Genomic DNA, 21,352 nt, shown 5'->3' on the forward strand with positions numbered 1-21,352 from the left:
AATCATTTTACACCAAATGATTTAAAAGATCTGTCTGCTTCATCAAGACGATTATTTTTCACAGTTATATTCAAGTATATCTAATGCGCTTTCCCAATAATCGGCAATATAAGGATGGGCCAACAAATAATCGGTTAGATTGGGAATGAAATTGTTAATGGCTGCCTGATGAGCACTTTCCCAGTCATCAAAATCATCCCGCCCCAAATACATTAGACTAAGCAAGTCGATTTGCTCATCATAACTGAGTGATTTTATGACATTTTTTACTTCGAGATAGGTAAAATCATCCTGATGATCGGCTAAAATCTGGGCCCAATCGTATTCATATTCCGTTTGGGGATTTTCTTCACTGAATGTGACTTCTTCTTTGGCATGAAATTCTCTAGCTTTAACTATCAGGCTGCAAACCATTTCCGGATTAATGTTTAAAATGTTGATATCTGCCATTGAACAATCCTTTGTTACCCATTTATGACTTATTATAGGACATTTTTATTTAAACATGCGCTCATCTCTGCCATGGTAAAAATTAGGGTCTATAATCATTCTGATATTAGGACAATGAGAAAGGAGGAAAGGATGCAACCTATCACAAAACATCAGTTAAAAAAAATGAATGAAGTCGAGCATGAAGATTTTGTACTGATCAATGTTCTGCCACAAGATGACTTCAATAAAAAACACATTCGAACATCCATTAATATTCCTTATACTAAAGACAATTTTGCTCAGCTGGTGGAGTTGGTCGCCGGCTCAAAGGAGCGAAAAATCGTGGTGTATTGTGCAAGTTTTGAATGCAATGCCTCACCACAAGCCGCAGAAAAACTGGATGAGGCCGGTTTTAAGCAAGTGTACGACTATGAAGGTGGCACAAAAGATTGGTTTGAAGGTTAAGTCATTAGCCAGGCTGTTTTTGACTGTTTTTGAGAATAAAAAAAATCTGATTCTTTAATCACTCATGTTACGCGGCAAAGTATTTTTTAGAAGCTGCGTAACATAAGTTAATCAGCAGGTGAAGATAAGAGACCTCGAAGATGAGCCACTGCACAAAGCCCCAGTCCAGGCAGATGATAACCTCCTTCTAACGCTGATACCATCCGCCCCTGGCAGCATTCATCCGCGATTTCTTTTATTTTTTGCGTAACCCAGAAATAATCTTCATCCTTTAGTAATAAATCGGCCATATTATCCTCTTCATAGGCATCAAAACCTGCTGAAAAAAATATCATATCCGGTTGAAACTCCCTTACCTGATTTAACCACAGCTCTTCTATTTTTTCTCGAAAAAGTGAGCCTGTCGTCCCTGCCGGCAAGGGAATATTGATAATATGTTTACTGTGCGTTTCCGTTCCACAGAAAGGATAGAAAGGGTGCTCAAACGTTGAGCAGTACAGGACCTGCTCATTATTTTTAAAAATATGCTCCGTACCATTGCCATGATGAACATCAAAATCAATGATGGCTACTTTTTTTAACTTGAAAGCATTCAAAGCATGTGCCACTGCAACTGCCACATTGTTAAAAAGACAAAAGCCCATGGCTTTGTTTCGTTCAGCGTGGTGTCCAGGTGGGCGCACATTACAAAAGGCTGATTCCGCCTCCTCATTCATGACCAGTTCAACAGCATAGACAGCGGCTCCCGCAGCCCGTAAAGCCGCTTGAAGTGAGGATGGATTCATAACCACATCAGGATCAAGAACAACAGAACCTTCTTTGGGGGAGGATTGAAAGACAAAATTAACGTATCTCTCATCGTGAACGCACAGCAATTGCTCTTTTGTTGCCAGAGGAGCCTGATAACGTTTTATTTGAGCTGCCAATGGATTTTTATCTATGGCTTCATCAATGACTTTTAAACGCTCAGGGCTTTCGGGATGATAATTCCCCATGTTATGCAACAAACAGTCAGGATGAGATATAAAAGCAATGGTCATTTTTTTCCCTGAACATTTCCATTATTTATAGTGTAGACTGTGGTCTGTCAAAATAAACTCTTCAGGTTAAAAAGGATTTAACTTCATGAATAAAGACATCCTTGAACGAACATATAAGGCATTTTTTTTCACATCCATTCTTTATCTTTTTATCGGTTTACATATTCATTTTCCAATTGCCAGTCTTCTCAAACCCCTTCCTATTTTCTGCTTAATGTTTTTAGCAGAACACTCATCCTCATCTCTATCCAAAAAAAAATTAATATGGCTTGGACTGCTTTTTTCTGCCTCAGGCGATATCGTATTGTCATTAAAAGCACAAAACACTCTAGAATTTGGTTTATTTTGCTTTTTATTAGCCCATATCACTTATATTATCTTGTTTAATCGCTTTCTTTCTCAATGGTATTTAAGAAAAGACTTCTTTTTCATTTTCATCCTTACTGTTTTTCTTGTTAGTGGGCTAGTCTTTTTTATTTTGTCGCCTTATTTGGGACAAATGAAAATACCTGTTGCTCTTTATATGCTTGTTATTAATCTTATGGCCATCAGTGCCTTACGACATAATCCTATTTCGGCATCAGGTGCGATTTTATTTATGTTCTCTGATGCACTTATTGCTTTTAATGAATTCATGTTTAAAAATCATGAGTATAGCTTCTGGATCATGCTGAGCTATTATCTGGCACAGTTTTTTCTTATTACAGGTTTTATCAAAAATCAACAAGACAAGAAAAGCGCATCTATTGCGATAAATTCTGCTTGCAACAAACCCCATTAGATCATTTTTTACTATCTTGTGAAGTTCAATGAGTTGGCATTGGCAAGTTCTTTTTATGATAAACTACCCGTTAAACATTAAACGCCACTTTCTCTACCACCGTAGATTTGCGGAGATAATAAATGAAAAAAATGTTAACCGTTCTTTTTTTAGTGATGATATCAACATCTCTTTTTGCCGAGCCAGTACTTAAAAAGTTAAAAGGAGAGAATATTCCTTTTTCTTCTCTTAAAGGACAGTGGGTATTTATTAACTATTGGGCTAGCTGGTGTGAATCCTGTATCGGTGAAATTCCTGCATTGAATCAATTTGCCAAGGAAAATAAAAAACGAGCCACCGTTTTTGCTGTCAATTATGATGCTTTGCCAACCACTCAACAATTAAGTCTTGTCCGTCAATATAATATCCTTTACCCCAGTCTGCAAAATGATCCCGCCAAAGAGCTCAAGCTCGGAGATATCAGAGGCGTTCCGGTAACATTTGTCTTTGATCCACAAGGTAGACTCGTTGAAACCTTATACGGACCACAGTCTGTGAACTCCTTGAACCGAATTCTGGCAAGTGATTAAGGCTATTAAAATTTTATTATGATGAGCAATCATCATTGGAATAGTGGTCTTCAATAGACTACAAATAGATTAAGCACATAAAAATTGGATAGGTATGCATCCGATACTACGGTTTTTTAATTGTGGCTGCAGCTATTCTTATTTTGTTTGGCATTGGTTTTGTTAATCTTATTAACCAGTTTATTTTACCTAAGATACGTTTTCTCTTCACAAGTTCAGGACTAAATTGTTACAGGTGGGCCTATATCACTCTCCAGCTTGAAGGCATTCGTTCTTGGCATTTTGCTCACAGATTTGAGTACAGTTAATGTCTTCTGAGGTTTGACACATCACATCAATGCATTGATTTACCCTTTGCTGGACGCACATTTCCTGATCATGTTTTTGATCCTCTATTTCTGCCTCTGGAATATCAGCGGCTTGCGCGGGAAGAAACAACAACAATAAAAACATGTTTAAGAATATTTTGTTCATGATAGATTCAATCCTTTGAAAGATTTAAAAAATGTAATTCTTGTATTTGCTTTATAAATCACCAAGGTATTATCCCGTCGCCATCGAATCGACGAAGTTTTTCAGCATGGCTGTCAGCAAAATGTTGTTCAGCCTGTTTCAGCATACCCTCCACACTGGTTTGTGTATCGATCAAAGCCTCTTCGCCGCCCAGGTCCGTTTTCACCCAACCAGGATGAATCAGCATCACATGGATACCCATAGGTTCCACGTCAATAGCAAAACTGCGCATGACACAATTAAGGGCTGCCTTACTGGTTCGATAAGCATAGGAGCGTCCTCTTTCATTATCAGAAATACTACCCATTCTGGAACTGACCACTAAAATGTTTTTATCCTCACTGGCTTGCAGGTTAGGCAGTAAAGCATCGCTTAATTTAACGGCGCCGAGGCAATTGACATTGAGAACATGGATAAAATTATCGCGATCAATATTTCCTATGGTGACCCCTTTATCACCGCTGATACCGGCATTGTTAACCAATAAATCGATGGCTCTATGATTAAGTGCCTTTTTTAAGTCCGCAATATGCTGGTCATTGGTGACATCCAATTGAATCACTTCATCAGCAATCTGGTGCAGTTCCTTGGCTTTGGAAGGAGTACGACAAGTTCCAATCACATAATAACCTTTCGCTTTTAGCTGACGGGCAAATTCAAGGCCAATGCCTCTATTGGCCCCTGTGATAAGTGTGTTTTTCATTTGAAATCCTTATAACGCAGAGTTGGTTTAGTATAGTTGAAATAATTAAGACGTGAATTTATTTATCAGCAACTACGCCGAAAGAACAGTATTCAATGTGAACAGCTCCTTTAAGAAAAGGATAGACTACATACCGGCTCGATCAGAGTAAATTAATTAACCTAGTGATGCCGCATTCCCCCCTTCCGTATAATGGTTATGTTATGTTCCCGGGGCAGGATTAGCCATGAGATAAATATTTATTCAATCTCCTCCATATCGTTCTATAATATATCAATATGATTATTGTTTTTTTCATAAAAGATGAAAGAAATGTTATTTTGTATGGGGCATGGAGTGATTGAGCATATTAATCGTGAAAATCAAACCACCGCCCCCAAAACCTTTACTTTACCTCCAGGCATTACCTTGGTGTTTTACACTCAGGAAAGTTGGGGGACCTCGATCATGGACTACACTTACTTTTATAGTTTAAACATGACCCATCAAACCCTTCCTCTGGAAAAGCGTTTAAAAGAAATTAATAAACATTTACAAATCAAGACAGGCCATAATCCTTTTCGCTTTAATGTCACTGCAGAAAAAGCGTTTAAACCAATCATTACTCAACCCGGAGAAACGGTGTATAATCATGTTTTGTTGCCTCTTACAGACGAAAATTTGAAAGACATGAAGCTCACTAAATTCAAGCAGCTTCCCAATGTTTTTCTACCTCAATCACAACGAATATTCCTCTCTGAAATCATCAATGCAATCTATCGAGACAAACACCCGCAAAGAGATATTGAGCTTCATTGGTTATGCTGCCGTTCTGTAGGATTAACCTACACAATGACTGAATCAGATAAAGAAAAAAAATGGGAAGACTTTAAACAGATTAAACATCGACTTAAATCAAGTATTCCTCTTTTTTCCATCAGCAAGCACGCTCAGGCCAGAGCAGAGCAATTAAAAAAACTGCTCAATTTATTGGATGAACTTGAAAAATACAGCGGAATGTCTCAGGAAGAACTAGAATTCAATCATGACTTGGATGATGTGGTAAAACTCATTGCTCAAATTGAGTCTGTTGATACATCTCTAATAAGAAATGATGTAGAATCATTATTCATCTGGTGTGGGGAGTTTAAACACTATTTATTATCCGATATATCCAAGGACAATGACGATATCCATATCAGCCATGATCTGTAATTTAAAACTCATCATTGAGAGGAGCGCAAATGAACAAGAAAGCGCTAATCATAGTTAGCCTGAACATCGATAGTGAAAAAGAAGCTGAGTTTAACGATTTTTATCACCATGTTTATATTCCCAAATTAATGGACCTCGTTCCTGAAATTGAATCAGCAAAACGTTATGAAGAGCATAACGTTGATGGTACTTTGAGATATTATAACAAGCAATTTCTTACCATCTACCAATGTGCCTCTGAAAATATGGCCAAACAAGCACTTCAGGCCATTCAAACACGTTCAGGCCGTGAGCAGGAAAAATCTGAATGGAACACATGGCAATCGAAATACTTACATGGAATACAAGAAGCTTGCATTTATACACAACGATATGAACATCCCAGACGCACTTGGGATGGCATTTTTGGTGGTCGTCCATTTTTTATGGTCAGTGTCGAAGTCACGCCAGAAAAAAGCACATCCTTTAATGATTGGTATGAACAAATTTATTTGCCCAAAAATTTAGCGGATGTGCCTACTTGGGCTGCATGCCGTCGCTATTCAAGTTACGACAGGTCACCTGTTAGGGATTTTACCATTTATGAAGCCTGGGATTTAACCGGTTTGCAAGAAAGCCTGGAGTTAATGCGCAGCTATTCCAGATTGAAGGAAAACGCCTCATGGAAACAGTGGGATAGTGGTGAAAACCCTGCTATCACTTGGGAGGATGCTACAAGTTTTAAGCCTATTTTTAATTATCCTTATTAATTTTACTGTAAGCCTTTCTTGGCGCAAATTGTGCGGATAAATGGTTAATATTTATTTAAGCTTCCTGCTATATATTGTTTATTAAGTACATATTTAATTAAACATACCGGAAAAAATCATGCGAATAGAACAATTAATGTATTTAATACAAAGGGAAGAGCAACAAAGAGCTCTTGGTGATCCCAAAATAAAAGCCAGTAAAAATGCAGTAAAATCCATCCTCTTTTATGGCCTTATGGACGAGGATATTGCAAATATTATTGTTCCAAAAATCGTGGATTGGGAGTTTAGCGGGGAATTTTCAAAAGAAAAACTAAAACAGTTCATCGAACAAAATCCTGAGATTAAAAGGCTTTCCGCCCCCATTCGCCACTCAGTTAATAAGACACCGGAACAGCGAAGAATGGACAGTTTATCCCGGCTTTTATCTTTGGATAATAAATATACTCTATGTGTAGCAGTGACCTTTTATCAAGGAGAACTCATTGCCTCATCAAATTCACCTAACCCGAAAGAAGCCATGACGGAATCTGAACTTGCGGATTGTCTTGCCAGAAAAATGGGATTAATTCAAAATTTCCTGTTACAGCTGACTAAAGATATTCCCCTTGGAAGTCAACCCAACATCAAAGAAATACAATTTTCCTCTCGCGCTAAAATATTAGCCACCGACACCATATTAAAAATCATTCATTCAGACAATGGTGGTGTCGGAGATGTTGTGCCAAGCAATAAACAATCTCGTCACAAACATCGCGGAAACAGTATTTCACATCTGGAAAATGCTTTACTTAAACTCGCCCAACATTGTTTGTTGGGTATTTATACCAATGGCGAGAAAGGATTTAATTTATCGGAACTGGATACCTTGTTAAATGCGGACACCATGACGGTCATCACACCTAATACCGCGGTATTGCAGCGACAGCAATTGCATGCTGAGCAAGCCATATTGCACTATTTAAGAGAATATACTGATTTTAATGAGGAGTCATCCGAAGAAAAAATTAACATCGGCATTTCAAAGTTGTGCTGCCAGGCCTGTCATGAGGTTTTAAGCCGACAAAATGATAAAATCAGTCATCGCGGCTCACATGGCATGAATTTTCCCAGCGTATATGACATTGATACAGAAACGCTTTATGAAGGAACCGATACCATGTTGGGAGCCGATCTCTCTCCATCTGACAGTGAAAGTGAATGTGATTTTTTCAGCGATGAGGAATCCGATTTTGAAGATGATATCCCTCCCTTTGAGGAATTAGCCGCCGGAGAATCTGGACCCACGGTGAAGGGAACAGCAAAATCAAGATTTTTTAAAACCTGCTCTATGGAAGCTAACGCAGGCTCTCCCATACCTGAGCATAAAAGCCTGGATATGAAAATATAAAATATCAGGAAGTTTTATTGAAACTCAACTATGGTGAGGCCCCTGATTCGTAAGTGCTCAGCCCTGCCCGAGAATCGGTCATATTTGGCCCTTTATGCTACCGTCAGCATTTGAGCCATTATATTACTAACTCACTGTTACTAAATTTGCGGCTGAGAAATCTCATGGGTCACTATTTGAAAAAAAGGTTTATCTTCAGTAGCTGCAGAGAGCTCTGGTAATAATTTACTTTGAATCAATTCTAATGCGTCATCTGGATCTGCTATTTCAAAGGTGTTAAATTGACAAATCAGTTTAAGATCCACTTCGGAGAAATCAAGATCTTTGATAATTTTTTTAGCGCTATCCAATGCTTTAAATGCTTCATTTATTGCTTTCAAAGCACTCTTCGGAGTGCCGGCTATATAACCAAGATAACAGTATAGATCGGCCATTAAAAGTAGGCCGGCCACTTTGTATTTTACATCTACTTCTTGCTGAATATTTGGGTTGAAGATGTTTGAGACTTTCCTCAGTAAGTTTATTACCTCTTTCCTCTGTTCCACTTTTTCTTGTTGATGAACAGCCGGCAGTGCATCTTTAATAGATTGCAGCTTATTTTTACAGTCCAGTAAAATTTTATGAGCGATGCCAACAGCACTAAATAATGTACGATTCATAACCACTCTGGATAATCTATGGTAAGTATATGGGAAATTATATCACGAATTGTCAAAAAATGATTAGCTTCTAATCTCAATGCTTAGCCAACACATCATAATCCTCGTGAAATGGGGTCTTCTGCGGTTAACTTTTTTCGTCAAAATGACAGCAAAAGACAGATGAATCTAATTTTGTCATAGCGGTATATTCAATCACATCTTTAAATTTCTGTGAGCATAAGGACTATTTTCTTTTAAAGCCTCCCTGGCCTCTGAAGAAAAGCGCATTTCCGGCTCAGGATAAGCCTTTGCGTAGTCTGGTAAGCTCACCGCCCTATCTGTTTGATGCCAATCGTTATAAACACGCTGAGAAAAGGGTCTTGCCCCTTTTTCAAAATATCTTGCAGGTACCCAGTCATCGCCTTCAGGTTTAAGATATTGTAAATCATATATACATTCAATTAAGAGCTTGGGGCTATGATGTAAATTCATGTATTGTTTTTGGGCCTTATATGAACCTTTTCTTCCATTTTCAAAGTATTGAGGATTATATTTTTTGGATTCTTTCAATGAGGCTCTATTTAAATCATAATCCATCAAATCATAATATCCCTCGCTTTTCCATGAGCGAGAATCCCCCATATCCTTCACTGTTTTTCTCATACTCGGATAATGCTCTGATTTTATTCTGGTAAAAATTAAGGTCGAATCCTCTAACTCATTTAATCTTTTCATAGCACTTGATGTATTGAATGGGATCACCAGTTTAGAAAAAGTCTCTGGTATGATAATTCCTACTCCCGGAGTATCGATAGCGGCTTTTAGCAGGTGATTTTTTACCGGTGCAATAATGCCATTGCTATAATCATAAAGATCCTTGACACCAGTATAGCCGCAGACATTAGATAACAATATCATCAATCGTCGCATTTGCGATACATCTCGACCAATACCGCCATCTATGGAAATAAAGACGTTCCCGCTATCATTATCGGGATCTTTTTCAAGCATATCACAAGCATATTCACTCAAAAATTGACTACTATAGGATTTCCCGCAACCAGAAGGTCCCGCAACATACATGATAGGCCGTTGCAATGTTTTGTTTCCCTCAACATGACTGATTGCCTCATTGACCACTACCAACAGGTATTCGGGGGAATTCACTTCTTCCTGCAGCGCATATTGATAAAGAGTTATGCCCTCATCTCCCAGCAAGTCTTTTAAGGAGATGGTCGCCGTCTCAGGATTTCCTCTCATACTTACATCTTTAATGGCTTTTATTTCGCCATTCTGAATGCGCGAGTAGATCAGATAAATTAACTGTCGTCTAAAATAAGTATCGGGAAGATCCTCAGGAGCATTGATTAGATTAATCACGCTAAAACCTTCATTGTTTCTGGCAAAATCAGTTTTTTTATATTTTATGAAATTCTGATAATGTTGGGCTTGAAATCTCTCTATTCCCTATGAAACTGTCTAAAAACGAGTCTTTGCTTTCTTCCGGAATGTAGTTAATATTCTCTGCATGGTTTTCGCGGCCATACTCCCCTAGTTGGTTTAGAAAAATATATGGCATTTGCGAAGCCAGAAGATTGAGCTTATCTGAATGAAGGATGGGTCCTACATACATGGCATGGTCTATATTCAATCTATATATCTAAATATAGACCATATAGATTCGACATATAGTAACCGCTTTCTGAATGCCCTAGGCTCTGCGCACTTATCTTTTGTCGTAGCGAAAATTTGGATGGTTTAGCTCAAATTTCAGCTTGAATGAGACGAATAGCCGGTTCTATTTAAACGAACTCAAGTTGAAATTTGAGAAAAGCAGCCTAATTTGCAGCCAGTAAAAGATAAGTGCAAAGAACCTAGAGAGCGCTAAATATTTGGACTCGTATAACGGGATACAAAGTCAGCTTCGCTTTCCTCTCGGTGACTTTTGGTTTGTTCATATCGTGCCTTAAAAAAGTTAAACGTCTCCTTTGCTAAGCGGTTTTTTCCTAATAGTTTGAGTGGCGCGGCTGATTCTGCTCCAATTTTTTCTACTTTATGTAGCGTGTTAACCCAACTTACTTCCTCACCTTGTTTGTCTTTCGCACGCGCATTTGAAATAAGGTCAAGGATACGCTCAATGCCCTCTGGAAGACCGGTGAACTCATATCGCTCTTCATTATCAGAGCCAATAACAATCGTTTTTCCCCCTTTAGGATTCAAGTTTGGATTCCAATTCGTATTGACAAAAGTTTGATATAAGCCTTGCAAAACTCGATGTGCCTGTTCTTCTATGCCTTGGTGGCATGGTTCTTGACCTTCTGCGCCAGACACCAGTTCGGAGAGATGGTTTAACTGATAACTCATGTTACGCACAATCGACTTTAACGAGCCATATTTTTTAACTCCTGCATAGCAATTTGGTTAGCCCTGAGTATTAATTTGTACTTGATGGCAAAGTGATTCAATTTTGTCTTTATTTTCATCATTTCCAGTTTGCAGTATGCAATGATTGCGGCAAAGATATGGTTGGATTGTGTTTTAACCGTACGGGTTCAGGGCGATTTCATCAAAGTTCAAAAATCAAACGATAAGAGTATCTCAACTGTAGAAGAGAGAGTTGATTTATCTGGCAAATTAAAATAGAAAGTGTTAATAATCAGGCACCTACGTTGACCGACGTAGATTATAAAAATCTTAAGAAGGAGCCTGATTGTGTTAGAAAGTACGCGTAAATTTGGAAAAAATCAATATTTGTTTCATTGTTTTCTGTCCATCCGCGATCCACGAGTTGGAGGTCGTTGCACGTATTCACTTTTAACGATACTGATTATTGTTTTATGCGGATTAATATGTGGCTGTGACAGTTGGAAAGCCATGGAGATTTTTGCCAGGTCGCGCAAGCGATGGTTAAGCCAATTTATTGACGTCAGTGAAGGTTTGCCAAGCCATCACACATTGGCACGGGTATTTTCTCTGATTGACCCTTTAGAATTTGAGCGTTGTTTAAGTTCATGGATAGAAGGAATCAGTCAATTTTTTATGGATGAGCTGATTGCGATTGATGGTAAGACGAGTCGCGGCTCCTCTTATCAAAGGGGCCATAAGAAGGCGACCCATCTGGTGAATGCTTACTCCCCACGCTTATCCGCGACGCTTGGAAGCACGGTTACACCTGACAAGTCTAATGAAATAAAGGGGATACCTGTACTACTAAAAGCACTCAATATCAAAGATAAAGTAATAACGATTGATGCAATGGGAACGCAAAAGGGAATTGCCAATTTAATACGTCTCAAACAAGCTCATTATGTGCTTGCTTTAAAAAAGAATCATAAACGCATGCACCGGAAAGTGGATAACCTCTTTCAAAAAGCGGACTCCCTAAATTACAAAGCCATGGTTTTCCAACAGAAAGACACCAATAATTATGACCACAGCCGTTTTGAAGAAAGAACATACACCGTATTACCAGCCATGTACCTTCCTTCCTGCGGTCAACAATGGAAAGATTTAAGCGCCTATATCCGTGTGCAATCCACGCGGCATCTACCCACAGGAGACATTGAAACGGCTACACGTTACTACATGACATCCCTGCCTTATAAAAAACACAACTTAATGCGTCAGGCGATTCGCGACCATTGGAAAATAGAAAATGGCTTACACTATAAGTTGGATGTCGGTATGAACGAAGATCAATGCCCCATATATCGCGGCTATGCAGATAGAAATTTGAGCATTATGCGTAAAATAGTCCTTAAATTATTAACCCAAGATACTTCAAACCAAGATGGCATTGCTTTAAAACGAATGAAAGCTGCCCTTTCTACTCAATATTTGAAAAAAGTGATTGGATTTTGAACTTTGATGAAATCGCCCTGGTACGGGTTGGAGACTTGTTCAGGCTTGCATTTTGTTTAATTGACTTGTGATACTCTTCAATCCGCCACCGTTTCTGGTACACTTCATAAAGACGTTCGGCACTGCTGGTCATGTCATTAGAAACGAGATAGAGAACCCCTGTAGAACCATTTTCGTTTTTGAAAATTTTCTTCAAAAGCCTCACTGGGAAGTCTAATCCCTTGAGATAGACTGTGTGGGCTATGTCCTCTTCAAGCTCTAATTCTCTGACTTTTGTGTACCGTCCGTTGTTGGCGTCGTTTTTGGATAAAGCTAAGGTTCGATTAGATTTAATCCCAATAATAAACGATTTTTGAAGGTCATTATGGATGTAAGCCATATTGGCCTTCGAGCCAAACCAATTGTCCGCAAGTACAAAGTCAAACAACACATGATTACTAACCGCTTGTGCGATAAGCTTGCGAAAAAGTTCATTTTTAGTCGTGGATGACTTTCTGCGAGCTTGCCTTGTTTCAATGTCACAAAAAGCAACGTCTTTTTTGATAACTTCATAACCAACAGGAACACTGAAGTCACCATACCGAACCATGCAGGTCAGGATATTAATCCCTTTGACCACATCACCTTTAGCATGGGAATAATGCCAACAATTAATTTCATTCTCATCCGTGTAAGGCTTCTCCTCAATCGAGTCATCCAATAAAAGAACACCGTCTGATGCTTCACTCTCCCTGACTGACTTCTTGACATAATTCCAGAGCGCTTTGGAACCAAAATCTTGTAGTCGTAAAAATCGTGTCACCTTGTCGTGAGCAAATTCACCATCCAACATCTCCGATAAACCTGTAGCTGTTGCATATTTATTCTGGCAAATCAAATAGTCACTATAAATATCAAGCATATCCATTAAATCTTCCTCCCTAAAAATCAGGGATGAAATTTTAATTAAATTTCAGGGAGCAGCAAGGTTTAGTGCGTAACATGAGTGATAATGAAGTAAATGAGCCCTGGCTATTTTTCTTTGCTCTTTATTTTCTATCGAACAATCGATAGCCAGGTTGATTCTTTCTATCGCTCTGGGTTGTTGATGAAGACCATGCAAATAATCATCACGCAAATCATCATCTAATATTGCATGGACATCGTACCAGGTATTATCATAGGCAGTACTTCCATTATTATCAACGGAAATAGCAGCACCTGACTCACGTAAAATCCCATTGATTTGCTCTGCATCTTGCACGGTATCCAGTAAATCGCCTTGCACAACCATGTCGAAGTTCTTACACTCCTCAATTTGCTCTTCATATTGTATTGCAAGGAAACTTAAATAATCTGAGTAGTTATTTTGTAAAAAATCGCGTAACTCTTGAGATTCAGTGCTTTCCCAATAACCTCCACCAATTAAAAACGAAAGGCAGAGGCAATCAAAATTACCGAAGCGGTTTTCAACCAAACCTTGATATTCATAGTATTCTCCAAAGCGAGTATGTCTTTGTTTACTTTTTTCCATGATACTTGCAGCACTATTTAGAATATCTGGTTGCTCAATATTATCTAAAACATGTTGTATAACTTCAGCAATATTATCCAGAGTTTTTAATGTTTCTTCGTTATTATAACCGCCTTTTAAATTCAATACGGAAGCTAAACGCTGTTGCAAAGATTCTACTAATTCATTCTCGCTTTTATCCTTATACCTTCTGAACATATCAGCAAACTGTTCATATAAAAATATGCTGTTTTTTCTATCTTCTGGCAAATCTAACATAAGGTTAAAATTCATTTCTAATTCATTTAAGCGCGTCTGAAAGAAATTGACCAAATCTGGGGGATAATGATTCTTATTTAATGTTGAATCAGGTTTCACTAATAGTCCTTTAAAAGTCGTCGCTCCGACATCTTCTTGCTGCATGCCTTGAAAAGGAAACCAGGTGTTTCTGTAACCGGAATTCATCCCACTAGATAAATAAAAAGGTTTATCACCTAACACACTGACCCAGCGGATTAACTGTGTGGATTCTTCTATCATTGGAAATATAGGCATAATTTTCTCCAGTTTCTTCTGGATACAATATTTTTTATTAGGTGCCTTAAGTATAGACTTAATGTGTTTTTTAAGCCCAATAATAGCCATTCGTTAATCATCCGTTGAATATTTATTGCTTTTCCCGCGCAGCTTTGCTGCGCATTCAATAAGAAGAAAACATTGCAACTATGGAGCCTTTAAGAGGTAGTTTAATATTTGCAATTTATTGGATGTATTCGTTTTTTTTCGAATACTGGCAAAATTGCGTTCAATTGTTCGCGGTGACAAGTCTAGAATATCTGCAGATTCTTTGGTATTGAAACCATGGAAAAGAAGATAAATAATATCTTTTTCCCGAGCGGTAAAATTGTATCGGGCCAAATCAAAAGGAAGAGAACTAAAATTAAATGCTTCTAAGTTGTTGCGGGATGCTATATTGCCTTTTTCCTTGTAGGCATTTTCTCTTAATAAATCCTCTTGAAACATCTGTAATTTGGTTTTCAGGTCGGCAGGAAGAATAATGCAATTTTGTTTTTTGAATAAGGGATAGAGTTTCTCATGAATTTTATGAGATATATTCAATATTTTCGCTTCATTATTCATGACATAATTTATCATATCAAAAGAATGTTTCTTTGAGCCCATTGTTAAGATTGCAGTGTAATCACTATGAAAATGAATGATATTAACGAAAGAATAATATCCATGGGATTTTAATAAATGACTCAGTTTTTCCGGAACCTTTGGATCCGCACCTATAACCGAAGAATAAAATTGATATTTCATTAAGCGCGATTGATATATCGGGGTTTCCACATATAATTTTTTTTCCAAAAAATCCTTAAAGAATTCCTTGTCAGATTCAAGTTGGAAATAATGCCCCTCATAATCGTAACAATAATATCCCCAATGATCGATCGGTGTTTCTTTAAAATGCTCCTGAAACACATCGTACAACGCATTAGAATGCATTAACATGTGGTTAAAATTATTCATAAAATGACATAATGGCTTAAAAAACTCACATACTCATTAGTATAGTAAAGACAGTTATATTAAGAGAGTGAAAATAATGTGGTGGCTGCCTCTTATAAAATCTCTAACTCCTTTGGGTCAAGTCCAAAAAGTGCTGTAAATTCCCATTAATTCAGCCTATCAAGTTAGTACGTTATTTAGTCAAAGCATTCATCCCTACAACATTAGACTTTCCGGCTTCATTCTCAGCCAGCCAGTCATTAAATTCGTCCATATTAAGATAACGCCTTGATTGCCACTGCTCGTTTTGTTCAGCTAATAAAGCGCCAATCAGCCGCCATGCAGAATCATCATTAGGAAATATCCTTATCACTCGTTCTCGGCGCCTGATTTCCTCGTTAATTCGCTCTTGCATGTTGGTGGTGCGAAGTCGCTTCCTGTATTTCTCCGGCAACGCCATAACTACCATGGCATCGTCAAAAGCCTCCTCAAGGCAGGTAACTGATTTTGGTGCTTTTTTCTCAAAGGCATCAATAAAATCATCGCGTCTACGCCTGGCTTCTTCCATATCAGGTGCCTGAAAAACAAGCTTTGCCTTTTCAGCAACATCTTTGCGGTGTCTGACAGAGCAGTGCCCGAGGATGTTGCGCATCAAGTGAACTTGGCATCGTTGCCAGGTTGCACCTTGAAAGTGCTTTCTAGCCGCTTCCACAAGCCCTGCATGCTGGTCTGACACAACATACATCACGCCTTTTAGCCCACGAGATTTTAGCCATTTAAACGCTTCATCCCATGTAGCATAGCTCTCAGTGTCACCAATGCGAAGGCCCAGTATTTCACGGTAGCCATCACTTCTGATACCCGAGATGGTCAAGGCTGCTCGAGACACGACTCTGTCACCATCACGACACTTGATAAACATCGCATCAACCATGATAAATGGGTAGTTGTCACCATCAAACCGACGCTCGTTGAAGGCTCTGACTCTTGCATCAAGACCAGAACACAGTTGACTGACGGTTGACTTTGAAAAACTAGCACCGCAAAGTTCTTCAGTAATGTTATTAACTTTTCTGGTTGATACGCCATTAACAACCATTTCCATCAGAGCCAATACAAAAGCCTGCTCACTGCGTTGATAGCGCTTAAAAATATCGGTAGAAAAAGAGCCATCACGTGTCTGCGGCACTTGAAGAGTGACTGGTCCCACACGAGTGTATAGTTGTCTTGGACGGTAACCGTTACGATAGCCTATACGTTCACCTGAACGTTCATGCTTGTCTGCTCCCAGACTTTCTGACACCTGTGCCTCCAATACCTGATTCAATACACCTTCAACAAGCTTTGCGAGCCCATCCTGGCTTGATAAAAGTTCTGGAAGCAATTCCTTTCCAACTGTAATATTGTAATCCGTCATCGCTAATCTCCTTCGATAGTTATTGTTTTTCACAACTCAATAGTACCGAATTTTAGCGATGACTCCACTCCTAAAAAGTCAACCTGAATTTACAGCAGTTTACGGACATAACCCTCCTTTGTTTGTTGTCAATTCAATTCAAATTAATACCCCTCAAAATATTTTTATATAACTTTCATGTCGCATTTTACCCAAACTTTATAACTAAATAATAATGATTTATGCGTAAAATGATAATTTATAAACCATATTGATCAGAGGAAAACCATGAGAATTTTATTGATGCTTAGACAGCAGAGAAGGTATAAAATCCATCAGCAAATCAGACGTCATTATATGAATTTACATCGTAAAAATTCTTATAATAAGGATACAGTTAACATAGACTTGGTAAGTTATGATTTTGAAGCATTTCGTCGTGAATTGGACACAAATATTTATTTATCTTCCAATATTTTAAATCAAAAGCATCTTAAAAGATCGCCTGTAAAAATTGACCTTGCTTTAGGATTGATTACCAAAAATACTATAGAAGCTTTAAAAATAACCTCAGAATCTGAACAAAGAGAAATATTTAATTTTGTAAAAAGGCTGTTTTGCCAAAGTCAATTGCCCCTTGTTCCCGATAAATCTGGGGGGAGGATAGCTCGTGAATCCATTGAAGACAGTATAAATTTTGTAATAAACCAATGGCAACTTGAGGGCTTTAGAAAGAAATTTATGAGCATCGAAGTCGTCAACTCCGAAGATAAACTTGAGATATTCCAAAAAACATTTTCTAAAAAAATGTTAGATTTATTGCCGAATTTGCTTATTGGACAAAAAGGTAATTTATGGCATGGTTTTGTTGACAAGTCCATCCAGGCTTCAGCACTTAAAATATGTACTTTGCTTGTGGCGCTTGATAATGTTTCGAATGGTTGGCGAAATAACACTTATGGAGAAGTAGAGAACCGGGCTGAACGCTCTTTCAACTTTATTCTTGCTACTATAATCCTCATGGGGTTAATCGCTGCTTTTATCAAATTGGCTGAAACAATTGCTCAAAATCGTGAAGAAGATCTAGACGACTTAGAAAATGAATATGCCAATATAAAACAACAGCGGGAAAATATAATAAAGATTGTTGAGGCAAGTGAAACAGTTGTTAAGGAAATTTTTTCCCAAAAATCTTCTTACTTTTTCACGACATATATTAGTAAAGAAGAAACAGCTCAAATCATTGCTAAAATCAGCAACAAAAAATTACGCAGTGAGGTGCAACACCGATTTGAGCAGATTTTTGCCCAAACAGGCGAGGATAAAATATCAGTAAGCGGCTTGAAACGACATATGGATTCAATTTTAAGTCAAGATTTTGATACATTGTACGGGCTGGAAAAAGAGGTTAAAACCATCAAGAAAAATCATAAGATGCTTATGAATCAAATAAATGATGAAAAAGACTGGGTTAATATCCTGCTGGCCAGCAAGGATTTCGTAACAGGTTATCCGAAACATTGTGTAAATCAATGCACTGAAGCTCTTTTTAACATACGATTTTTTGAGAAAAGTTCAACCAGAGACAGTTTTCTGGGCTCAAAACCTCAAAAGGAATCCAATGTTAAAGATGATGATGATGATTTAAAAAAATCATTTGTAAACAATTGAGCAAATCAATAAGATAGTCAGAAATAAATTATAATCATTTATTTCTGGCTTAATCCACCAAATCAATAGGAAGTTAAAATGTTTCTTAGATCTTTACAGAACTATAATACCCACAAATCAAGAATTAATGAGAAATATGAAAAATTTTCTCAAAGATGCGAGGAAGATGAGAAAGCAACCCAAGCATTTTATGAGACACATAAACAATACTTAAAAACAGGACAAAAAGAACAAAACCTAAGAGAAGAAGATGAATCTCACAATAATGATAATTGTGCTTCTTTAGGATTGCGTTAGAGTAAAACTCTACATGTATTTTGAAAAACATTTGTATTGAAAAAATAGATATGTTTTCATGATCAAATTCTGTACTCTGGCCGCTGCAGTTATTGAGCAGGCAGCTTGATCAAGACATTCCTGATCAAACGTTTTTGAACAATGAATGAGCTGTTCATTATTGAACCGATTTCAAAAATAAAAAGCTCAGTAGACGACGAAAAAACAGGCCAGGTACGAAGAATAAAAAGAATCAAGTCTATTTTTCTTAAAATATTTCTGATACAGTATTCGCTTCCTGGAAAATTAAACCTTATCCTGTGGATAAGTTTTTTTATTCATCGTTCTGATTTTCATCAATAGGCGAGGCCATTTCAAAAAACATCCACGCCAGCAAAACTTAGCGCATTATCTTAATTAAAATGTTGGTTTGCTGTTATCCACAAAATCAGTGGATAACTCTGTGAATACTGCGCGGAATTATTGTCTTTGCAAGCTTTTCAGGATTGTTTTTTAATTCCACAAACCGGCACCATAATTACTTTGAAAAACCATTGACGAACTATATCTCTTTTAAAACGGATTGAAGTTTTTTTTGAAGGTTTTCTATATCTGATTTTAAGTACGGATGGGGTGTATAGTTAGGTTGCCATATGCCATTTGGCCAGAATGGATCGATTTGGCTTCGCCCAACCACATGAATATGAAGCTGTGAAACAATATTTCCAAGGGAGGCGACATTTATTTTATCAGGCTTAAACTGCTTAGAAATAATTTCAGACACATGGCTGATTTCTTCCATTAATATCCTTTGATGGTGGCTCGATAATTGATGGATTTCCTGGACGTTTTCAACACGGGGGATAAGAATAAACCAGGGAAATCGTGACTCATCTTTTAAGTACACCTCGGATAATTCCCACTGAGCAATAAAAACGCACGCAGACAAAATTCTTGAATCGATGTGAAAAACCATATGACCTTTCCCCTAAATTAGTACCACTTCCTTGATGAGATTCGAAATCTTATGCTACCTGTTTCGCATATTCAACTGGTGACATATAATTGAGTGAGCTATGCGGGCGAACATAGTTATAGTGCTCACGCCATAGATCAATCTCATATTTTGCTTCATCCAGTGTCCGGAACCAGTGCAGGTTTAGGCATTCATTTCTAAACTTGCCATTCAAGCTTTCCACAAAAGCGTTTTGTGTTGGCTTTCCTGGTTGAATAAAACCAAGGTTCACACCACTTTCTTTGCTCCAAAAGAACATTGCTTTGCTAGTAAATTCGGTCCCATTGTCGCAAATCACTTTATTTGGCTTAGAACGTTGCTCAATTAATTGATCTAGAAAACGTGCAACTTGCCGGCCACTGATTGATGTGGAAACCAGCTGACCAACCATCTCACGGGAAAAATCGTCGACAACATTTAATACACGAAATCGTCTTCCATTACTCAGTTGATCAGATACAAAATCCATTGACCAACGTTGATTAGGTGCTGTGGGTAATTCTATTGGCTGTCTAGGTCGGGTAAGCTTTTTACGCTTCTTCGTTCGTACTTGTAATCCCTCCTCGGTATATAACCGATAAGTATGTTTCTTATTAATGACCAAGCCCTCTGCTTTGAGTAAACCATGAAGTAACAAATAACCATAAGCAGGGTATTGCGTTGCCAATGCCCTGAGTCTTGCTCTGACTACATCATCCGCCCGTGATCTGGGTTGATACCGAAACATCGTTCGACTCAATCCCGTTAGCCTACAAGCCACACGCTCACTGAGTTTAAAACGTAATATAAGGTGTTGAGCAATTGGCTTTCTTTCCGCGGGCGTTACCACTTTTTTGACAGCACATCCTTCATTGCTTCTACTTCAAGAAGTTTGTCAGCTAATAACTTCTTAAGTTTATTGTTCTCAGATTCAAGTTCACGTAGCCGCTTAGCCTCATTAATTTCAAGCCCTGCGTACTTACTTCGCCAATTGTAAAATGTCCCTGAGGAAATGCTGTATTCGCGACAGATATCAGCCACTTTGGTTCCAGCTTCGTGAGATTTAATGGCTTTGATGATTTGTTCTTCTGTATAACGTCTTTTCATTTTGAGTTCTCCAATCTTGCAATTTTAATGGAAATCTCATCAATGTCATGGTCTTATTTTTGGGGGAAAGGTCATCGTCAAACTGTTTTATTTTTTCTACTGAAGAAAGGTTTTTATTTTTAAGTATGCCGTTTTTTATTTCTTCTGTGATTCTTAGTGCAGCATCACAGTTCATCTTTTTTGAAAACAAGCTTCCTGTTTTCTTATCATATTTGACATCTTTTACTCTTTCTAGCCAGCGATTTTTTGTCTTTTCTCTATGTAATTCCAAGTCTTTTCGATAAGTATCAAGTAGCTTAGAAAGATGAGGCACTTTTTTATCAGCTATTTCTTTTGATTGTCTAATTATATCATTAAAATATTTCACCAAATCTTCAATTTTTTTATTTTTTTGCCAAGATTCAATTTCTTTGTTATTCAAAAATTGAAATATTTCATTTAAATTATTTTTTTTGGCCGCACTGGTTTTATAGGTTATGTCCGTAAACTGCTGTAAATTCAGGTTGACTTTTTAGGAGTGGAGTCATCGCTAAAATTCGGTACTATTGAGTTGCGAAAAACAATAA

At 37.7% G+C, this 21,352-nt stretch carries 22 protein-coding genes and 2 pseudogenes; 9 read left to right on the forward strand and 15 right to left on the reverse strand.

Annotated features, from left to right (window positions below):
• Positions 1-51: 51 nt before the first annotated feature.
• Positions 52-450 (reverse strand): DUF3775 domain-containing protein, encoded by a 399-nt coding sequence (locus E4T55_RS06785; RefSeq protein ID WP_058502586.1) that lies wholly within the window; start codon positions 448-450, stop codon positions 52-54.
• 132 nt (positions 451-582) lie between these two features.
• On the opposite strand from E4T55_RS06785, the gene E4T55_RS06790 reads away from it, so the two are divergent.
• Positions 583-897, forward strand: coding sequence for a rhodanese-like domain-containing protein (locus E4T55_RS06790; protein ID WP_058502585.1), 315 nt, complete (start codon positions 583-585; stop codon positions 895-897).
• 107 nt (positions 898-1,004) lie between these two features.
• Here the strand turns inward: E4T55_RS06790 and E4T55_RS06795 are convergent, their stop codons facing one another.
• Positions 1,005-1,937 (reverse strand): histone deacetylase family protein, encoded by a 933-nt coding sequence (locus E4T55_RS06795; protein WP_058502584.1) that lies wholly within the window; start codon positions 1,935-1,937, stop codon positions 1,005-1,007.
• Positions 1,938-2,022: 85 nt separating this feature from the next.
• On the opposite strand from E4T55_RS06795, the gene E4T55_RS06800 reads away from it, so the two are divergent.
• Complete coding sequence (locus E4T55_RS06800; protein ID WP_058502583.1) at positions 2,023-2,718, forward strand: lysoplasmalogenase; 696 nt, start codon at positions 2,023-2,025, stop codon at positions 2,716-2,718.
• Between the two features lie 122 nt (positions 2,719-2,840).
• Positions 2,841-3,287: a TlpA family protein disulfide reductase gene (locus E4T55_RS06805; protein WP_058502582.1), complete on the forward strand. Its 447-nt coding sequence runs from the start codon at positions 2,841-2,843 to the stop codon at positions 3,285-3,287.
• 246 nt (positions 3,288-3,533) lie between these two features.
• Here the strand turns inward: E4T55_RS06805 and E4T55_RS06810 are convergent, their stop codons facing one another.
• Complete coding sequence (locus E4T55_RS06810) at positions 3,534-3,761, reverse strand: hypothetical protein (protein ID WP_058502581.1); 228 nt, start codon at positions 3,759-3,761, stop codon at positions 3,534-3,536.
• 58 nt (positions 3,762-3,819) lie between these two features.
• Positions 3,820-4,503, reverse strand: a complete 684-nt coding sequence (locus E4T55_RS06815) for an SDR family oxidoreductase (RefSeq protein WP_058502580.1) — start codon at positions 4,501-4,503, stop codon at positions 3,820-3,822.
• A gap of 312 nt (positions 4,504-4,815) precedes the next feature.
• Between E4T55_RS06815 and E4T55_RS06820 the strand changes: the two genes are divergently transcribed.
• The 3 genes from E4T55_RS06820 (at position 4,816) to E4T55_RS06830 (ending at position 7,836) form a co-directional block, all read left to right on the forward strand.
• Positions 4,816-5,697, forward strand: a complete 882-nt coding sequence (locus tag E4T55_RS06820; protein WP_058502579.1) for a putative adhesin — start codon at positions 4,816-4,818, stop codon at positions 5,695-5,697.
• Positions 5,698-5,726: 29 nt separating this feature from the next.
• On the forward strand, positions 5,727-6,446 hold the full coding sequence (locus tag E4T55_RS06825; protein WP_065236019.1) for a DUF4286 family protein: 720 nt from the start codon (positions 5,727-5,729) through the stop codon (positions 6,444-6,446).
• Between the two features lie 118 nt (positions 6,447-6,564).
• The gene (locus tag E4T55_RS06830) at positions 6,565-7,836 is read left to right on the forward strand and encodes a nucleic acid/nucleotide deaminase domain-containing protein (RefSeq protein ID WP_058502578.1); all 1,272 of its coding nucleotides are present in this window, start codon (positions 6,565-6,567) and stop codon (positions 7,834-7,836) included.
• A gap of 140 nt (positions 7,837-7,976) precedes the next feature.
• Here the strand turns inward: E4T55_RS06830 and E4T55_RS06835 are convergent, their stop codons facing one another.
• The 4 genes and pseudogenes from E4T55_RS06835 to E4T55_RS15610 form a co-directional block, all read right to left on the reverse strand.
• Positions 7,977-8,495 (reverse strand): hypothetical protein, encoded by a 519-nt coding sequence (locus E4T55_RS06835; RefSeq protein WP_058502577.1) that lies wholly within the window; start codon positions 8,493-8,495, stop codon positions 7,977-7,979.
• Positions 8,496-8,690: 195 nt separating this feature from the next.
• Positions 8,691-9,857: a hypothetical protein gene (locus E4T55_RS06840; RefSeq protein WP_058502576.1), complete on the reverse strand. Its 1,167-nt coding sequence runs from the start codon at positions 9,855-9,857 to the stop codon at positions 8,691-8,693.
• A gap of 504 nt (positions 9,858-10,361) precedes the next feature.
• Complete coding sequence (locus E4T55_RS06845; protein WP_058502575.1) at positions 10,362-10,841, reverse strand: hypothetical protein; 480 nt, start codon at positions 10,839-10,841, stop codon at positions 10,362-10,364.
• A gap of 17 nt (positions 10,842-10,858) precedes the next feature.
• A pseudogene (locus E4T55_RS15610) lies at positions 10,859-11,029 on the reverse strand (IS701 family transposase); the annotation flags it as partial.
• A 160-nt stretch (positions 11,030-11,189) separates the two neighbouring features.
• Here E4T55_RS15610 and E4T55_RS06850 point away from each other — a divergent pair.
• Entirely contained in the window at positions 11,190-12,338 is a 1,149-nt protein-coding gene (locus tag E4T55_RS06850; RefSeq protein WP_115325366.1) for an ISAs1 family transposase, read from the forward strand.
• A gap of 19 nt (positions 12,339-12,357) precedes the next feature.
• On the opposite strand, the pseudogene E4T55_RS06855 reads toward E4T55_RS06850, so the two are convergent.
• From E4T55_RS06855 to E4T55_RS06870, 4 genes and pseudogenes are all read right to left on the reverse strand, one after another.
• Positions 12,358-13,245, reverse strand: a pseudogene (locus E4T55_RS06855) (IS701 family transposase); the annotation flags it as partial.
• A 45-nt stretch (positions 13,246-13,290) separates the two neighbouring features.
• Positions 13,291-14,370 (reverse strand): hypothetical protein, encoded by a 1,080-nt coding sequence (locus tag E4T55_RS06860; protein ID WP_135121918.1) that lies wholly within the window; start codon positions 14,368-14,370, stop codon positions 13,291-13,293.
• A 183-nt stretch (positions 14,371-14,553) separates the two neighbouring features.
• Positions 14,554-15,363: a helix-turn-helix transcriptional regulator gene (locus E4T55_RS06865; RefSeq protein ID WP_058501201.1), complete on the reverse strand. Its 810-nt coding sequence runs from the start codon at positions 15,361-15,363 to the stop codon at positions 14,554-14,556.
• Between the two features lie 172 nt (positions 15,364-15,535).
• Positions 15,536-16,759 carry an IS256 family transposase gene (locus E4T55_RS06870; protein ID WP_115325208.1) on the reverse strand — a complete coding sequence of 408 codons (1,224 nt, stop codon included), beginning with the start codon at positions 16,757-16,759 and terminating at the stop codon, positions 15,536-15,538.
• A 267-nt stretch (positions 16,760-17,026) separates the two neighbouring features.
• Between E4T55_RS06870 and E4T55_RS06875 the strand changes: the two genes are divergently transcribed.
• Positions 17,027-18,409 (forward strand): hypothetical protein, encoded by a 1,383-nt coding sequence (locus tag E4T55_RS06875; protein WP_058502230.1) that lies wholly within the window; start codon positions 17,027-17,029, stop codon positions 18,407-18,409.
• Between the two features lie 78 nt (positions 18,410-18,487).
• Entirely contained in the window at positions 18,488-18,706 is a 219-nt protein-coding gene (locus tag E4T55_RS06880; RefSeq protein WP_058502231.1) for a hypothetical protein, read from the forward strand.
• A gap of 541 nt (positions 18,707-19,247) precedes the next feature.
• Here E4T55_RS06880 and E4T55_RS06885 read toward each other — a convergent pair.
• From E4T55_RS06885 to E4T55_RS06895, 3 genes are all read right to left on the reverse strand, one after another.
• Positions 19,248-19,661, reverse strand: a complete 414-nt coding sequence (locus E4T55_RS06885; RefSeq protein ID WP_058502233.1) for an HIT domain-containing protein — start codon at positions 19,659-19,661, stop codon at positions 19,248-19,250.
• Between the two features lie 49 nt (positions 19,662-19,710).
• Positions 19,711-20,786, reverse strand: a protein-coding gene (locus tag E4T55_RS06890) for an IS3 family transposase (protein WP_245183910.1) whose coding sequence is annotated in 2 segments (ribosomal slippage) — positions 19,711-20,537 and positions 20,537-20,786 — 1,077 coding nt in all. Because the reading frame shifts where the segments join, the coding sequence is not laid out codon by codon here.
• Positions 20,743-21,207: a hypothetical protein gene (locus tag E4T55_RS06895; RefSeq protein ID WP_115325385.1), complete on the reverse strand. Its 465-nt coding sequence runs from the start codon at positions 21,205-21,207 to the stop codon at positions 20,743-20,745. Before E4T55_RS06895 ends, E4T55_RS06890 begins: the two co-directional genes overlap by 44 nt.
• Between the last annotated feature and the right edge of the window lie 145 nt (positions 21,208-21,352).

Source organism: Legionella israelensis (genome assembly GCF_004571175.1).
GTDB lineage: Bacteria > Pseudomonadota > Gammaproteobacteria > Legionellales > Legionellaceae > Legionella_D > Legionella_D israelensis.

Excerpts from the sequence above, each read along its gene's own strand:
- E4T55_RS06785 (WP_058502586.1), bottom strand. The coding sequence starts at position 450 with ATGGCAGATATCAACATTTTAAACATTAATCCGGAAATGGTTTGCAGC.
- E4T55_RS06790 (WP_058502585.1), top strand. The coding sequence starts at position 583 with ATGCAACCTATCACAAAACATCAGTTAAAAAAAATGAATGAAGTCGAG.
- E4T55_RS06795 (WP_058502584.1), bottom strand. The coding sequence starts at position 1,937 with ATGACCATTGCTTTTATATCTCATCCTGACTGTTTGTTGCATAACATG.
- E4T55_RS06800 (WP_058502583.1), top strand. The coding sequence starts at position 2,023 with ATGAATAAAGACATCCTTGAACGAACATATAAGGCATTTTTTTTCACA.
- E4T55_RS06805 (WP_058502582.1), top strand. The coding sequence starts at position 2,841 with ATGAAAAAAATGTTAACCGTTCTTTTTTTAGTGATGATATCAACATCT.
- E4T55_RS06810 (WP_058502581.1), bottom strand. The coding sequence starts at position 3,761 with ATGAACAAAATATTCTTAAACATGTTTTTATTGTTGTTGTTTCTTCCC.
- E4T55_RS06815 (WP_058502580.1), bottom strand. The coding sequence starts at position 4,503 with ATGAAAAACACACTTATCACAGGGGCCAATAGAGGCATTGGCCTTGAA.
- E4T55_RS06820 (WP_058502579.1), top strand. The coding sequence starts at position 4,816 with ATGTTATTTTGTATGGGGCATGGAGTGATTGAGCATATTAATCGTGAA.
- E4T55_RS06825 (WP_065236019.1), top strand. The coding sequence starts at position 5,727 with ATGAACAAGAAAGCGCTAATCATAGTTAGCCTGAACATCGATAGTGAA.
- E4T55_RS06830 (WP_058502578.1), top strand. The coding sequence starts at position 6,565 with ATGCGAATAGAACAATTAATGTATTTAATACAAAGGGAAGAGCAACAA.
- E4T55_RS06835 (WP_058502577.1), bottom strand. The coding sequence starts at position 8,495 with ATGAATCGTACATTATTTAGTGCTGTTGGCATCGCTCATAAAATTTTA.
- E4T55_RS06845 (WP_058502575.1), bottom strand. The coding sequence starts at position 10,841 with ATGAGTTATCAGTTAAACCATCTCTCCGAACTGGTGTCTGGCGCAGAA.
- E4T55_RS06860 (WP_135121918.1), bottom strand. The coding sequence starts at position 14,370 with ATGATAGAAGAATCCACACAGTTAATCCGCTGGGTCAGTGTGTTAGGT.
- E4T55_RS06865 (WP_058501201.1), bottom strand. The coding sequence starts at position 15,363 with ATGAATAATTTTAACCACATGTTAATGCATTCTAATGCGTTGTACGAT.
- E4T55_RS06870 (WP_115325208.1), bottom strand. The coding sequence starts at position 16,759 with ATGACGGATTACAATATTACAGTTGGAAAGGAATTGCTTCCAGAACTT.
- E4T55_RS06875 (WP_058502230.1), top strand. The coding sequence starts at position 17,027 with ATGAGAATTTTATTGATGCTTAGACAGCAGAGAAGGTATAAAATCCAT.
- E4T55_RS06880 (WP_058502231.1), top strand. The coding sequence starts at position 18,488 with ATGTTTCTTAGATCTTTACAGAACTATAATACCCACAAATCAAGAATT.
- E4T55_RS06885 (WP_058502233.1), bottom strand. The coding sequence starts at position 19,661 with ATGGTTTTTCACATCGATTCAAGAATTTTGTCTGCGTGCGTTTTTATT.